Genomic DNA, 14994 nt, shown 5'->3' on the forward strand with positions numbered 1-14994 from the left:
TCGTGTCCTGGAAGGACCGCAAGTCCGTCGTGCCGGCGCTGCGCGCGATCTACCGGGCCAAGGACGCCGAAGCCGGCATGAAGGCCCTTGAGGACTTCGAAGCCAGCTACTGGGGGCAGCGGTATCCGGCGATTACCCAAAGCTGGCGGCGCAATTGGCAGCACGTCGTCCCATTCTTTGCCTATCCCGAAAGCGTGCGGCGGATCATCTACACCACGGATGACATCGACAAGCCTGATTTCGACTTTTTCGATTCCTGTTGCGTTTCTTTGTTCGGCTCAGGTGAGCCTGTTTCTTCGTCCCGGCCCACAGGATTTCCCATGCGAGCGTGTCGAGACGCAGTCAAGGCTGGCCGGTGCGATGGCGCCGCGGCCGGCTGCGAGGTTTCCAGGCCACGCCTTGACGGCGTCGAGCACGGCGCCATTCTGGAGCGGACCGAGGGCGTAGGTCGTGCCGCCAGATTTCCTTGTGCTATATTTGTCCGGCACGGACGACCACGTGGCAAAGAGTGGTGCGAGAGGATGAGAGTGCCGCCACGCAGCCGTTATAGTCGTTCCTCGTTTGTGGCGTCCGTGCGCCGCTTCGGCCCTCGTGACCGCCAATGCCGAACCATTAGCTCGTAGGCACGTTCGGCATTCTCGGCCGCGGCTTTCTCGCTGTTTCGCAACTCCTTCACGTTGTAGGCGTAAGCCGAACCGCGGCGACCGACACCGCGCTCGCCCGGCGCGCCGGCCTTGAGAGCGAGCTGCCTCTGCTTTGCCGCCACCAGCGCCGGGCGAGCCCAGAAGTAGTCCTGCTCCTTTGTCAGCAGATGCCAGATCAGCACGGCGAGCTTGCGGGCGACCGCCACAGCTGCGACCTGATGACCACGCTTGTTACGGATGCGTAGGAAGAAGGCCCTGAGCGGTCCGGGCGCCTTCGCCGCCGCCCAGGCGGCCTCGACCAGCATGGCGCGGGCATGGGAACGCCCATGTTTGCTGATCCGGCCATATTGCGCCAAGCCAAGACCGGATTGGCGCACACGCGGATTGAGGCCGAAGTAGCTCACCAGCTTCTGCGGCTCGCGGAACCGCCGGATCTCGCCGACCGCGGCGATGATACCGCTCGCGACGATGACATTGACGCCGGTGATCGTCTGAAGCCGCCGGACTTGCGCATCATCAACCGCTTCCCGGGCGATGTCGCGATCGAGGTCAGCCAGATCCTCGGCCAGGCGATCGATCTCGCGGATGTGGCGGGCGATAGCGGCCCGCTCGTCGTCGGGAAGCACCTGCCGCTCGAGCCAGGCGCGACCGCGATTGTTGAACAGATCGGCATGCGGGCACTTCGGCACTAGGTGCGCCTGCAGGATGCCATGCAGCTCGTTCTTCACGCGCGTGCGATGCCGCACGACCTGGTTGCGCCGCGCGACGAGGCGGCGAAGCCGCTCGGTCCGCTCGTCAGGTACCCAGACCTCCGGCAGAAAGCCGCTGGCATGGAGCTGCGCCAGAACGCCGGCATCGATCTTGTCGGTCTTAATCCTGGCATGGGCGATCGCCTTCACCTGCATCGGGTTGGCGACAATCACCCGGCCGACATAGGGCGACAGAACCCGCACCACCGCCATGGCGTTGCCCGTGGCCTCGACGACAACCTCATCCGTCCGTCGCAAACTGCGGCCGAACCCTTCCAGTCCCGAGCGGGTCATGTCGACCCGTCCGTGATGGCGCAGCCGGCCGTCTTCCCAAACCACCACCTCCGCAAAGGTGCGGTGGATGTCCATTCCAATCACACGTCTCATCGGCTCCCTCTCCTCAAACAGTCGGGAGCCGGCGGGCGACGCGACACCTACGGATCCGCGCTCTCGGCGCAACCGGGCAGGTCGCAGGGGCGGCCAGCTACTAACGCGAGCTCGCAGCTCATCGAATACATCGGCCTGCCCGCACTTGGCGTGCTCCCGGTCCCCCTGTCCCGGATGGTCGCACCATACGCCGAAAATCGCTCATCTCCAGCGGGGATTGGATGGCACCGTCATGATCATACCGGTTACGAACGCCATAGAGGCGCTGAACTCCAAGCTGCGCCGCGCCGTCCGCACCCGGGGACACTTCCCCAGTGACGATGCGGCCATGAAGCTGCTATATTTGGTGCTGAACCACGCGGCCGAGGAATGGAAACGACCGCCGCGCGAATGGTTCGAGGCCAAGCCCCAGTTCGCCGTCGTCTTCGGCGAAAGGTTCGTCAGCCAATGACGAAACCGGCCTCGCGCACAGAATTCCTGACAGTTCCATCTGATCGGGCTCCCGAGCGAATTGCCGTCCTACGAGCATTCGGGACCGATCCCGGCCTACAGGCACGCCTTACTTCGGGCGGCGGATCAAGTGATCCGTGAGGGGAATGCCACGCCGGCATGGCTCGCCAATGACTTCAATGCCAACTGTCGGCAGTCACATCATAAATTAAGCATAGCTCCGCGACACATATCCAAGGTGGCGCACAATCCTGCGAACTGTCATCGCTGTGACAACAATCGCCAAACCAAGCAAAGTGGCGAACTCGATTCTGCTCGCGAGATCCCAAAGCTCTCCGAACGGTATTAGATCCATGAAGCGAAACACGGCACCCTGAAGCAGGTAAAGCAGCAGTGTGCTCTGACCAAGCTCCAGCGCGACAAAGCGAGCTACGCGAGTTGAATAGCCAACTCTCCAGCATAGGAATATAAGCTGCATCGCCACTGCAGAAGTTGCTACCGAGCCAGCGAACATCAGCAACACTTGTTTGGCCGACTGTGCATCGTAGATCAAAACAAGATTGTTGTAGACGTACGTTTCCTTTCCCCAAACAAGAAAGCACGTGAACGCAGCCATCGAAAGTAACACCACAAAAATAGCCTTGTGGCGCCTGATGCTAGCTGCCTGCCATCCGATCGGCTGCGCAAACAAGAACCCCAAACAAAAGAATGGGTATGTGTATCGTACCAACGGGGTTATTGACCACGGGACGGGCGCGAATGCGATCGCAATTGCAGATGCGCCTATGATCCACACCGACGAGCCATTGAAAGTCGTGAGCAACTTTATCAGGACGAAGGACGCGAAAGCTGCCCAGATGAACCAGTATGTGCCAATGAACTCCCTAAAAAAATCCAACATTCCACTGGTTAAACTGTTCGCCGAAGACATTACGGCGGCCTTCGATATCCAAATCAACGCACACCAAAAAAGCATTGGCAATACTAGTTGCATTGCTCGATCACTGACGCCTTGAGGGAGCGATTTGCGCAGAATCGCTCCCGAAGAAAGATATCCACTTATCGCCATAAACAGAGGCATGTGAAACATGTAGATCGACTTAAAATATGGCGACAGCCAAAAGTCGTCAGTGCCTCGATAGATAACATATTGTAACAAATGCCCAATTATCACCAATATAATGAGGACGCCTTTGGCGAAATCGAAGCTTAGGTCTCTGGCCTTTGTCCCTTCTGGGCACGGGTTGACCTGCCACGGGCAATTTCCTCCATCTGAGATTAGAGTCCTGCCCTTGATCGAAGGACGGACTGATGAAGCGGAAGCGATTTACGGAAGAGCAGATCATCGCGGTTCTGCGTGAACACGAGGCGGGTGCGAAGGCGGGCGACCTCGCCCGCAAGCATGGGGTCTCCGAGGCGACGCTGTATAACTGGAAGGCGAAGTATGGCGGGATGGACGTGTCCGACGCCAAGCGCCTGAAGGCTCTGGAGGACGAGAACGCGAAGCTGAAGAAGCTGCTCGCCGACCAGATGCTGGAAGCCTCGGCACTTCGCGAGCTTCTGTCAAAAAAATGGTAGGGCCCGCCGCCAAGCGCGAAGCCGTCGCGCATCTGCAGGCCGTCATCTTCTTCGGCCTCGACCACGCCCGCAGCGCCATCGCCGAATGGAGGCAGGACTTCAACACCGCGAGACCGCACTCCTCGCTCGGATACCAGACCCCGGCGGTCTTCGCCGGAACCCTCGCCGCAACCAGCTCCGACGCTACGCTCAATAGCGGCTTCGCGTCTCCGCCGGTTGCTCAACCCGCGCCCTACGGCGTAACAGAAACGGTACAGGCTCTAATCGCCGCTGGATGACAGTTCAGTGGCAGGTCACCATCGCGCCCCTTCGAACCGACTGTTTTGTGATTAAGCATCAGACCTCCAGCCGATATCCTGCCGTTACTGCTTCCACTTTGGTTCTAGAGTGGTTCACGCACGGCATCTTCGGATCCCATTCTGGATTGTCGCACCCCAATCCAGCCGGTAATGGAGAGGATGAGGGCCGCAGCACGACACAAGCGGAACAGGCCTGTTCTGGGTTAGAAGGCCCCAATATTCCCATTGAACTTCGTCCTCATCGCCTCAATAGCGGCAGTGCCGCCGCCTGGAATGTAGATCAACCGGAACTCAGGGCTCGCGCCGGCCAACTTCGATTGGTTTCGAATGGTCAAGCGGCGCCGGTCGTTCCATAAGCCTTCCTCAAGAAACGGGCGGTATCCGCTATTCTCTTTGGTCGGTAAAATCGATTGTGTTTATGGAACGCATGCGCACGATGGATACGTGCGCATCAGGCGCACGTGAGTGCCCACGGATAGGACTTTGCTTCGGGGGTCACCGTCCTTTCGTGACTCTTGCAGTGCATGGATGAGGCGGCAATTCCCGCGGTGCAGCACCTTTCGAGCGCGTGCCACAAAATCGCTGGGTTCGACCTGCGCGGCGCTGGGTGGAGATCCGCCTGATCTAAAGCGTCACCATCCGACGGGCAACATCTCACGACGCGCCGGGCAGCGTGGCCAGCATCCGCACTGGCCGATCTTGCGCTGCGTGCGATCGCCTCCTGATAGCATAGAGCAAGACCTTCTTGAAATCAGCCTGTGCCGGCAATTTTGTCGTAAAGCTCATGGTGGCGACTGCCGCATGCGCGCAGGACAGCCGGCAGATCGCGCACCTTGGCGATCAACCCTGCCATTCGGCCGTCGTTCTTCTTTATTCCAATCGAGATCGCAATCAGGTCCGGCCGGTCACGCAGTAAAGTGTTCTCCCTTCGAGCAGCCAGGTCGGCGCCGCTCAGAATCTTCGACGAGCGCGCCAGGACAGCATCGATCTCCGCAAATTTTTGCCCGGAGATCGTCCTCACATCATCATGGCCTCGCCTCAACCGGGCCGGTGCCCTCCGCCTTTGCGGGTTTTTGTCCCGACGCTCGGGTCGCCGCCCGGCCCGGTCAAGGCCAAAAAAACGTCGCGGCTGAGCGCCCACTCCGGCTTCTGCCAAATATTCGTCGGCGGGTTCGCAGCACCGCGGGCGCACGGGTGAGCTCGTGGGTGGAGTGATGCACATCGTCACCAGCACCTCAGATTGTGTGAGGTCCACGGTTCGCTCGCCGACGGGCGCGCGTATAGCGTCGGTATACGCAGGGGGGTCCGTCGCCTTGGCCTCAGTTTCGGGGGAATGGCAAGCCCTGGTCGGCGCGGCGCTGAGTTGGGCGGAAAGATCGACGGCGCAACGCGGGGCTCCTGCGCGACGAGCAGGTTTTTCGCCCGGTCTGACCCGGCCTCGACTCCAGATGCCGCAATGACCGTCGGGCCCGCCGCGATTGATCGGGTCTCATGCCCAAAGCTGCCTCGGTGCCCAGTAGCGGCACCGCATGGCCCCAACCCAGCCAGTAAAGCGTCGGCGAGCCAGCATCCGACGGTGCGTTCGAAGCGATCTCATTCGGCGGCCATGATCGCGCCGGTCACCATGCCGCAGCGGAAAGCTGCCGAGCTCGTCTGGCCAGGTCGCTGACCGCCTCGTCGTCGCGGGCGTCGACCGAAATCTTCCCCACCGCAGCGAGGTTTCTCCCGTTAGAAGATCCTGAGCGGGATGGGCAGCCAGTTCACGCCCGGCCAACAGCATCCGGCCCGCGGGGCCGACCTCGTCTCCCGGTCGTGTGAGCAGAAGAACATCGCGAAGTGCGGCTTCATCCTCGACGCCGCGAGCCTGCTCGCCGTACCGCGGCCGCCGAAAGCCCTAGGCGCTGTCACCAGGCGCCAGCCCACCTCTCTAGCTGGCGGACCATCGCATCGAGCGCGCCGATGGCCGCACCTGCAGTGATTGCAATGTCCTCATGCGCCGCAACTGTTCGGGTCGGGGGCAGCCCTGCGCAACCAGGCCGGCACCGCCGTCGTCGGCGGGGCTTCCGTGGCACCGGGAAGAGTGCCGTGGTGGCGCAGGAGGGTTTTGGCTCAGAACCATGGAATACGATGAATGACTGGGGCGCTGTTTGTAGAGCGAACGATAAGTCTTGCACGACCAGCCATTTATCCCTCGCGAGATCAATGCCGCGGGCAATTAGCAGGCGAACTCCGTCCGGACTGAGTACCCGTTTCAACGCGGGCAAAGAAGTTGTGTAGCCATGTCACGAAATGCTTGGTCCGCTTCTCTGCCGGCCGATGGTCCATGAAATCCCCTCCCCACCCATGACACCAGACACCTCCTTGCCAATATGCCGATCAAGCACCGGCCGCCATGGCACCAGCGTGAACTCGCGCGATTTCTCGATGACAGCGTATTTTCCGCCGGCGAGCTCGACGGAGCGGCGGAGCGTGCCTTCTATTCGACCTCCACTCTGGGCTTCAGAATAGGGCAGACCGAGTTCGTCAGACAGTTGACCGGCAACACGGTTCAGCTCACGTTGACGCAGGATCGAAAGCATGTTGGCGCGATAGACGATCCGGTCCTGCTCTTCCCGAGCAAGACCTTGCGCAATCAGCCACTGCCGCCGGCGGCCTTGCGCCTCTCGGACATCGCGGCCGAAACCAGAGCTGTGCAAGGCCTCCGGTGTGTCGGAAACCAGCTCTCGATCGAGCCAGGTGGCGCCGTCGAAGTTGACTTGTTGTTCCAGCAGCATTGATGAGAGCTTGTCAACCATGACAGGCTCGGCCCCGGCCCGCTGACGCTCGTAGTCAGACACACGGTCGAGATGATCCGGTGCGACGATCCAGGTGCCGTCCGGCTCGCGCTCGACACGACCGGTCGCCCGGCGGATCGCCTCCAGTCGCCGCACGTGCGTTTCGGCAAAGCGTTCGGTGGCCGACGGGTCATGCTTGAGATGGATATCGATGCTGTAGCGCCCGTCATGGGCCGTGGCGATCTCGGCAATTGTGCGGTCGACTTGCCTTGGCCCGGTGTCCCTCGGCGTGACCCGCACTATGCAGCCCTCTGGCGTCGGTTGGGTGGCCTCGCCTTTGCCGATATCGACATAGTGGCTTTTGCCGTCCACGCCGTCGACGACGAGGTAACGGCGGTCATTGATTTCGTCGGCCAGGCCGCGCGCAATGATGCGGCCGACGACAGTCTGCATCTGCTCTGCAGAACGATCATGGACAACATAGTCGGCGACACTGCGGGCGAGCCCCTTGCCGGTCAGTTCGCGGTGCATGGTCGTGATGATGTCGCCCCGCTCGCCGATGCGGCGCAGCGTCGCTTCAAGCTCGCCATCAAGGCGCCAGCGGCCCGAGCCGACTTCCTCAGCCAGACCCATCCGCTCGAGCTTACGCAGGCGCCCCTGGTGCAGCGTCTGGCGAAACGTGTCTCGGCTGGCCGGTGAGACATGCCCGTCATCGTCGCGCAGGCGGAGCAGCTGCCGATCGATGCTGGTGAAGCGTTCCCGCTCCATTTCCTGGCGCAGGCGTTGCTCGATCTCGCGGTCCGTTCTCGGGCCAAGGTCGAGGCTGACCAGCTCGGCCGCCCGTTCACGGATTCCAGACGAGATGTAGTCTCGCGCGATGACAAGATTTTCGCCGCGGTCGTCCTTGCCGCGGACGATAATATGGGTATGCGGATGACCAGTGTTGAAATGATCGACAGCGACCCAGTCGAGCTTGGTGCCGAGGTCTTCTTCCATCTGCGCCATGAGGCGCCGCGTGAGCGGCTTCAGGTCATCATACTCGATGCCGTCTTCAGGTGCGACGATGAAGCGGAACTGATGCCGGTCGCCATCGGCACGATCGATGAACGCCTTGCCATCGACGCGGTCGCTGTCGGCGCTATAGAGCTCGCCAGGCTCCCCTTCGCGGGTGATGCCGTCGCGCTGGAGGTAGCGAAGGTGTGCACGTGCCGCGTCAACACCCTTGCCGGCCAGCTTGACGATACGCGCCTTGACGACGGCGCGCCGCTGCCGCAACGCCGCGTGGCGGTCGCGCGCTCTGAGAACGGCGGCAGCAGCCCCGCCGCGCCCCGCCCGGCTTCCGATGAAGCGGCCACGGCGACCGCTGCCGCCGCCGGCTCGGTTGATCGCGGCGCGGATCTGGCCGGCGAAACGCTTGCCTACCTTCGAGCCGCGCGATCCGATTTTGCCCAGGCTCGGCTTGAACTCTTCATCCTGCATTGAGCCTCCTACTAATCTTGAGCAAAATCAAAGCTTTGTCTGCAGAAGCTCTCCTGACGCTGAAGGCAGCCTCCATGAAAAACGATGTGCAGACAAAGACTTCGCCGCCTCCAGGAGGCGATGCCTTTATCTTGCCTTCCCGGACCTGCCTCCCTGCCCCGCCCGACCCACGGTACCCCTGCCCTCACCTGCGATCCGGCCGGCCTGACCTTGCTCGCTCCGATCCGAGCGGCACCACAATTTGGCCATTCGGATCGGTCGCGGAAACACCGTTTCGCAGGAAAAACAGCGACTGCCCGGACGGGATTTCCAGCACTTTTCCGGAACGGGATTTGCCGGTGAACGCGTCCATGTCGGCGGCCGAAATCCCCGCAGCCTTGAGCTCTTCCAGATACGAAACCGTCTCGCTGGGCAGCGGTCGCCCACGCTGCAAATGCTGTTCGTAGCGGTCCGGCCCAGCGTTATAGGCGGCAAACAGGCCGGGAAAGCCGAAGCGGTCATACATGGCGCGCAGATAGGCAGTGCCTGCCAGAATGTTGTCGCGAGGGTCGTGCGGATCGGCCCCCAGGCCAAGCTCTGCGCGCATCTCCTCGTAGGTGCCGGGCATCACCTGCATGAGGCCAACGGCGCCGGCGTGTGAGGCGATCGGCCGTCCGTCCAGCATTGTGTGCCCCCGGCTTTCGGCATCCATGACGGCATAAATCCAGGGCTGTGGAATGCTGAAACGCCGGCTTGCTTCGGCTACCAAGGGCTGCCATCTTGCCAGCTGCGGACCACGGGAGATGGCGGCCGGCTGAGCGTCGGTCGCGGCGGAACAGGCGCATGGCGCTATCGCGACTATGCCCAGCATCAGGAGGGTTACTCGGTCCATAGCGGCACGAGCCTCCCGGCAATATTTTCGGCCGGCACCGGCCCGAAATAGCGGCTGTCGAAGGAGCGGTTTCTATCGTTGCCGAGCAGGAAAAACTCGTCGGCGGCGAGCTTGCGGCAGGCATTCCACCAAGGCAGCGGACGGTGCTGCGTGTCGGTTGCCAGCCGGCGCGCGACAATCTTGCCGCCGATGATGATGGCGTCGCCGAAGGCGCAGACATGCTCGCCAGGCAGCGCGGCAAGGCGCTTGACCAGCGGCACATTGCTGGGCAGATAGAAGCGTTCGGCGGCGAGATCGGCGACCGGTTTTGGCGGGCGGACGAGCACGAGATCGCCACGAGCCGGCGATCCGGACGCGACGCGATAGAGGCCGACCGGCGCACTGGCCGAGGCGTTCCAGACCAGCCAGGGCGATGGGTTGTCGACAGCGGCGAAGCCGATCAGGCCGAGGCCTATTGTGGCCACGGCGATCGTCTTGCGCGCCCGAACGCGCCGCAGATGGCTGCCGATCAGACGGATGGTGGGACGCCGGCTCATGAGCGGCCTCCCTCACCGGCCGAGCCGGAATCGTGCCCGGCATCCTCGGGCCTGGTCTCCTGCGCGCGTCCCTTCGACCAGTCGTCGAGCTCGTCGATGTGATAGCGGACATAGCGGCCGTGCTTGCGAAATTGCGGGCCGCCGCCTTTGAGCCGCATCTTCTCCAGCGTGCGCTGGGACAGCCCGATATAGAAGGCGGCCTGCGCGGTGTTGAGAAACGGACTGCCCTTCTTCGCGCGAGCCGCGCGTTCGTTTTCGTCGTCCATGATGATCCTCGTTTCGTTACGGACAAGCGAAGGCGAGGATCGGCGAGCGAGATCGTTTTGGGGACGGGCGAAGAGTGGGGGGCGAGTTTTCGCCGCCCCTCCCGAAAGAGCCCCGCCCCGGTTGCGGCGCGGGGCTCGAGGCTGGCGGTTCAGTCGACCGGGTTCCAGATGATGGCGTATGTGTCGTCGTCATCCTGGCCGGCGGCGCGGCCGAGATTGGCGTAGAGCTTGCGCGGGCCGAACTCCGGGGCGGCAATCGACAGGCTCACATAGTCCTTGCCGGAGGTCTCGCCGGTGCGGATCCAGCCGGCCCCTACTTCGACCCCTTGCGTCAGCACCCGGAAGTCGGGATGGGTGTCGGCGCTCTTTGCCTGATTGGGCACGATGTCGATGTCGGCGCGGACGCTGAGCGTCTTGAGCTGGCCCTTGTAGCCGCCGTTTTCCTGTTTGGTAACGTATCCGATCGCGGTCATTTTCAGTCTCCTTTGGTGCTCGCAGGGGACCATTCCCCTGCGATGGCGGACCGTGATGGGCGCGTCCGGACCGCCGGAACCGGGACGGCCGCAGCGATAGCGGAGGACCCGAGCGGGCAGCTTTTTTGAAGCGAAGCGGCGCGAGGAAGCCGCCGCAGGCGGCGGGGAAAAAAGCTGCTGGCGAGGGTTTCGGGCGGGCCGGATCCGCCCATAGGTCGTCAAGCCAGCCGCAGGGGAATGGTCCCTGAGACACATGGAGACAGGTGGCGCGATCGGCGGCACAACGAGCAGGCGGCATTACAGGGCGCCGGCTGCGCGGGCTCTGTCGGCAACCCGATCGGACAATTGGCCCCATGCGCCTGGGCGCCTCGGCAAGCAACCCGGCGCGGTGCAGGGCTGCCCCGGGCGAGTTGGCGTCGAGATTTCTCGCGCGCGGCACTGGCTCGACAAGACGACCAATCGGCAGCCGGCGCGGCCCGGAGCGGCGCGCGCGACCTGAGCGGCGGTACTCGAGAGAACCGCCGCTCGGGCCCTGATCGATTATTCGCGGACGAACAGCGGCTGTACCTGTGTCCACTGATCGGCGGTGCGGAAGCCGCCGCGGCTGGTGTAGCTTTCGGCCGGGAATTTCATCCAGCGCGGCAGCCAGGTCTCGATCTTCTGGCGGCCATTCTCGCCCGCCAGGAAGTCGCGGATGATCTTCTTTTGCGTCTTGACCTTCTCGGCGACATTGCCGTCCGCGACCAGCTTGCCGCCGACCTCGGCCAGCATCGAATTGGCGATTTCCTTGTCGCGCAAGAGGTCGAAGAAGGCATCGTCCGGTTGCCACCATGTGCCCATATCGACGTTCAGATGGTTGCCGAGCGCCTCGATGACGGTGCTGCCGGCTGCAAGCGTCTCGGCCATGACAAGGGTGAGAACGCGCATGACATCGTCGTCGCACAGCGCCAAGAGGCGCGCGAACACGCCGGCGATAGCAAAGGCGTCGCCATTGCCGCCGGCGACCACGCCATCCTCATCCGGTGATCCGAGCAAGGCCAACACCTCGCGCCGCTTTTTGCCGAATGCCGCTTCAGCCTTGCAGCCGGCAAGGCTGGCAGTCACCGTCTCGTTGGCTGCGCGCTGCGGCTCGGGGCGCACCTGCCAGAGGCCGGAACCGGTGATGGCGTGCGCCACCACGAGGCGCAGCGCCACGGCGGGATGGTCGAGCATGGCCGCACGCACGGCAGCATGGCGATGCAAATCGACATAGTTCTGCATCGGGCCGGTGAGTTCGGGGCGCGGCGGCTTGGCGGCTGTTTCGTCTTGCTCGCCGCCCTCGCGGGCGCGGCGGGCTTGCTTGCGTGACAGCCAGCCCTCGTGACACTCGACCTCGCCGCGATACGTGACCGCGATGAAGACCTTGCCGCCCTTCTTCTTCGGGGTCTTCTCGTGGTCCCATGGGTGGAAATACTGGCCCGGTTCCAGCAGCACCACCTCGCTCCAGCCGTCGTTGAGATAGGTGTCGCGTCTGGCGGCAATCGCTTCGTTCTGCTTTTGCCAGAACAGGTCGGCATCGGCGAAATAGCTGTCCTCGCCGAACAGGTCCGAGGTGATCAGGCCGGGATACTCCTCGATGGCAAACAGCGCCACCTTGGTGGAAATCGACTGGCCGTCGAACAGCCATTGCTTCAATTGATAGCCACGCGGCGCGTATTGATCGGGATCGGCACAGAGTGCCAGCCAGTCCTTCTGCTGCGCCTTGGACGCCATGGTGAGATGGCGCACCGTCTCGGTGTCGATCTCCTCGCGGCGATAGGCTTCGCGGATTTTGGGCAAGAGGTCGCCAAGCGCCAGAATGCGTTTGACCTTGAGGTCAGTGATGCCGAAGGTCGCAGCGATGTCGGGAACGGTGCGGCCTTGCCTGACGAGCCTCGAAAACGTCTCCCATTGCGATACTTCGTCAGGATCGAGGCGGGCGAGGTTTTCGATCAGCGAGGCTTCCAGCGCATCGGCGTCGTCACCGTCCTCCATGATGGCGCAGGGCAAGGGATCGCCTTCGCCGCGCTCGTCGGCAAGCGATTTGGCGGCAAAATAGCGCCGCCTGCCGGCGACGATCTCGAAGGTTTCCGGTTGGCCGTTGGGCCGCACAAGGAGAGGCACCAGCACGCCGCGCGCACGCACTGACGGCAGGATGTCGGATATGTCGGGCGCGCGTTTTCCATGGCGCATGTTGAGCGCGGAAATGTTGAGCTGATCCAATGGGATGTGGGCAAGCTGCATGGTTACTCTCCTTTCGCTTTGGTTGAGGTTGTCCCCGCCGCAGAGGCCGAAGGCCGGCGCGGCGGGACGGTTTTTGCGCCTATCGGCGCTGCTATTCCGCCGTGTCGGGCGGAAGCTCGGAATGGGGCTTTGAAAGGGCGTCTGCTGCCTGCCGCAGAAGTCGCTCGGCCTCGGTGATGTGGCGGCAAATGCGGGCGGCTTCGGCATAGACGGAGAGCGGAAAGCGCGCCTGGAAATGCAGGTCGCGCTCTATGCCGAGGCCAAGCGGACCTTTTACGGATGCAAGCTCGGCCAGACTGACGCTGCCGAGTTCGGGGAAGCCGAAGCCGAGATCGCAAAGGCCGAACAGCGTGTCGCCATCGGCGTCGAGTTCGGGCAAAAGCCACGTGGCGGCACCTGTGGGATTAAACAGTTTCACAACGGGAAAATGGTCGATGTCGGCGTCGGCGGCGCCATTGGCGAGCAGTCGTGCGCGCAGTGGATCGGTGATCAGGATCATGGAAAGACTCCTTGTCAGAACAGGTCGAGTTGATTTCTGCTGGCTTCATCGAAGAGGCCGATATCGAGCGGCTTTTGCGCCGCGCGCGGACACATCGGCGCGTCCATCAGGAGGGTGAGCCGATCGCGCGTGGTGATCGGCCGAACGCCGGGAATGAGCATCTGCTCGCCTGCGGCGTCGGCTGGGTCGCGGTCAGTTGAGGATCGCGCATCGTCATGCCGCAATCCCTTCCTGCGCCTCGCCTTCGGCATCGGCCTGAAGGCCAAGCAGGAAATCGGCGGCCTTGGAGGCAAGACTCGCGGCACGGAAGATGGCGCGGTTGTCCTCGCGCAGCACCTTCAGCCATGAGCCGATATAATCGGCGTGACGCACGGTCGGCTCGATACCGAGATTAATGCAGACGAAGGCGGCAGTGATTTCGGCGACCAATTCTTCACGCGCGTAAGCCTTGCAGCCGAACGAGCCGGAGAGGTCGCGAGCAAGCCGCGTCGGGTGGCCGGTCCAGTGGCCAAGCTCGTGAAAGCAGGTCCGGTAATAGTCGATCTGGTGATGGAACGCCGGCTGCGGCGGCACCTGAATGTGGTCGCTGCCCAGCATGTAGAAAGCGCGATCGCCGCCGACCCTGAAATCCGCACCGCTGGCGCGAATGAGCGTCTCGGCCTGCGGCACGATCTCGCACTGAGGCAGCGGCTCGGCGGCGGCATAGAGGTCTTCCGGAAGATTATCGCACTGCGCGACATTGAAGACGGTGAAGCGCTTCAAAAAAGGCACGGCCTGTGGTTCATCGCCCTCGTGGCGTGCGCGCTCCTTCTCGTCCTTGGGGACAAAGCGGTCGGCATGCACGATGGTCGTGCCGCGCTCGCCCTTCCTGACATTGCCGCCAAGCACGAGCGCCTGCCGGAAGGTGAGCCAGTTCTGGCTGGGATAGCTGCGCTCGATGACCGCGCCCCACAGGATGAGGATATTGATTCCGGAATAGGTGCGCCCAGAGGATGCATTCCTCGGCAGGCCAAGGCCTGCCTTTGCGCTGCCCCATGGCTTGACCCATGGCACGGTGCCGCGCTCCAGCTCGGCAATGATGCGGTCCGTGATCTCCTGATAAAGGCTGGCGCCGGGGCGCCCGCCCTTGCCTGCGCCAGCCTCTCCGCTGGCGGAACGCTTGCTGTTTGCATGCATCGTCTCATCCTCCGCTCGCCAATCGCCGCGCCTTTCCCCGGAAGCGGGGTGGGCGGCGAGTCGCGACCGGAAAGGCCCGCCGTGGTAGGCGGACCGCATCCGAAGGACCGGGACGAAGAGCAGGACCCTGAGCGGCACGCGAAGGGTTGCGGGCTGACGCGGCGGGCCTAGAAGGGAGTGCCGCCCACCCCGCGCCACCGGGAAAGGCCAACAGACAAACCGCGCCGCCCGCAAGGGCGGCGGCCGTCACAGCCCGAAGGGCTGCCCGCGCCAAGGGGCGAAGCCGAATGGCCGAGACCGCCTGAGCTTTGTCCAACCCGGAGACATAGGTAACAGATTGTACTTAAGACATGGGTGACAACCTCGTGCCGAACGGGTTGTCGATGGTCTGCAAGGTCCTCTGTTCCAAGTCGATATAACCGAGATCGTAATGCATGAAGCTGACGAGCCAAATGCCGTCGTCGATCTCCTTGATTCCCAGCCTCTGACCGGCGAGCACGGTCGAGACGTTGATCTTCTTCCTGTGCATGCAGATGCGGCCGCAAGCGGTA

The 14994-nt window shown here is 63.0% G+C and carries 14 protein-coding genes and 3 pseudogenes; 3 read left to right on the top strand and 14 right to left on the bottom strand.

What is annotated here, in order from left to right:
* A pseudogene (locus NKH29_RS31740) lies at positions 1 to 230 on the top strand (transposase); the annotation flags it as partial.
* 314 nt (positions 231 to 544) lie between these two features.
* Here NKH29_RS31740 and NKH29_RS31745 read toward each other — a convergent pair.
* On the bottom strand, positions 545 to 1762 hold the full coding sequence (locus tag NKH29_RS31745; RefSeq protein ID WP_353001345.1) for an IS110 family RNA-guided transposase: 1218 nt from the start codon (positions 1760 to 1762) through the stop codon (positions 545 to 547).
* A gap of 253 nt (positions 1763 to 2015) precedes the next feature.
* Here NKH29_RS31745 and NKH29_RS31750 point away from each other — a divergent pair.
* A pseudogene (locus NKH29_RS31750) lies at positions 2016 to 2231 on the top strand (transposase); the annotation flags it as partial.
* Positions 2232 to 2438: 207 nt separating this feature from the next.
* Here NKH29_RS31750 and nolL read toward each other — a convergent pair.
* Positions 2439 to 3509 (bottom strand): nodulation factor fucose acetyltransferase NolL, encoded by a 1071-nt coding sequence (nolL, locus tag NKH29_RS31755; protein ID WP_353001346.1) that lies wholly within the window; start codon positions 3507 to 3509, stop codon positions 2439 to 2441.
* 32 nt (positions 3510 to 3541) lie between these two features.
* On the opposite strand from nolL, the pseudogene NKH29_RS31760 reads away from it, so the two are divergent.
* Positions 3542 to 3930: pseudogene (locus NKH29_RS31760) on the top strand (transposase); the annotation flags it as partial.
* Positions 3931 to 4858: 928 nt separating this feature from the next.
* Here NKH29_RS31760 and NKH29_RS31770 read toward each other — a convergent pair.
* The 12 genes from NKH29_RS31770 to NKH29_RS31825 form a co-directional block, all read right to left on the bottom strand.
* Positions 4859 to 5128 (bottom strand): hypothetical protein, encoded by a 270-nt coding sequence (locus tag NKH29_RS31770; protein WP_353001337.1) that lies wholly within the window; start codon positions 5126 to 5128, stop codon positions 4859 to 4861.
* A gap of 468 nt (positions 5129 to 5596) precedes the next feature.
* A complete protein-coding gene (locus NKH29_RS31775; protein ID WP_353001348.1) occupies positions 5597 to 5929 on the bottom strand; it encodes a hypothetical protein in 333 nt (110 codons plus the stop codon).
* Between the two features lie 460 nt (positions 5930 to 6389).
* Complete coding sequence (rlxS, locus tag NKH29_RS31780; protein WP_353001338.1) at positions 6390 to 8360, bottom strand: relaxase/mobilization nuclease RlxS; 1971 nt, start codon at positions 8358 to 8360, stop codon at positions 6390 to 6392.
* A gap of 184 nt (positions 8361 to 8544) precedes the next feature.
* The gene (locus tag NKH29_RS31785) at positions 8545 to 9231 is read right to left on the bottom strand and encodes a lytic transglycosylase domain-containing protein (RefSeq protein WP_353001339.1); all 687 of its coding nucleotides are present in this window, start codon (positions 9229 to 9231) and stop codon (positions 8545 to 8547) included.
* Positions 9219 to 9767, bottom strand: a complete 549-nt coding sequence (lepB, locus tag NKH29_RS31790; RefSeq protein ID WP_353001340.1) for a signal peptidase I — start codon at positions 9765 to 9767, stop codon at positions 9219 to 9221. The genes NKH29_RS31785 and lepB overlap by 13 nt, the downstream gene beginning before the upstream one ends.
* Entirely contained in the window at positions 9764 to 10033 is a 270-nt protein-coding gene (locus tag NKH29_RS31795; RefSeq protein ID WP_023679653.1) for a helix-turn-helix transcriptional regulator, read from the bottom strand. Before NKH29_RS31795 ends, lepB begins: the two co-directional genes overlap by 4 nt.
* A 149-nt stretch (positions 10034 to 10182) precedes the next feature.
* The gene (locus NKH29_RS31800) at positions 10183 to 10506 is read right to left on the bottom strand and encodes a DUF736 domain-containing protein (RefSeq protein ID WP_023672372.1); all 324 of its coding nucleotides are present in this window, start codon (positions 10504 to 10506) and stop codon (positions 10183 to 10185) included.
* A 540-nt stretch (positions 10507 to 11046) separates the two neighbouring features.
* Complete coding sequence (locus NKH29_RS31805; RefSeq protein WP_353001341.1) at positions 11047 to 12768, bottom strand: ParB/RepB/Spo0J family partition protein; 1722 nt, start codon at positions 12766 to 12768, stop codon at positions 11047 to 11049.
* A gap of 91 nt (positions 12769 to 12859) precedes the next feature.
* The gene (locus NKH29_RS31810; protein WP_353001342.1) at positions 12860 to 13267 is read right to left on the bottom strand and encodes a DUF2958 domain-containing protein; all 408 of its coding nucleotides are present in this window, start codon (positions 13265 to 13267) and stop codon (positions 12860 to 12862) included.
* A 14-nt stretch (positions 13268 to 13281) separates the two neighbouring features.
* Entirely contained in the window at positions 13282 to 13491 is a 210-nt protein-coding gene (locus tag NKH29_RS31815; RefSeq protein WP_353001343.1) for a hypothetical protein, read from the bottom strand.
* A complete protein-coding gene (locus NKH29_RS31820; protein ID WP_353001344.1) occupies positions 13481 to 14443 on the bottom strand; it encodes an ArdC family protein in 963 nt (320 codons plus the stop codon). Before NKH29_RS31820 ends, NKH29_RS31815 begins: the two co-directional genes overlap by 11 nt.
* A 343-nt stretch (positions 14444 to 14786) precedes the next feature.
* Positions 14787 to 14994 (bottom strand): transposase (locus tag NKH29_RS31825; RefSeq protein ID WP_502893796.1); only part of this gene is annotated, 208 nt, incomplete at its 5' end.

The organism is Mesorhizobium sp. M1295 (assembly GCF_040318135.1).
In the GTDB taxonomy this organism is placed as follows: Bacteria; Pseudomonadota; Alphaproteobacteria; order Rhizobiales; family Rhizobiaceae; genus Mesorhizobium.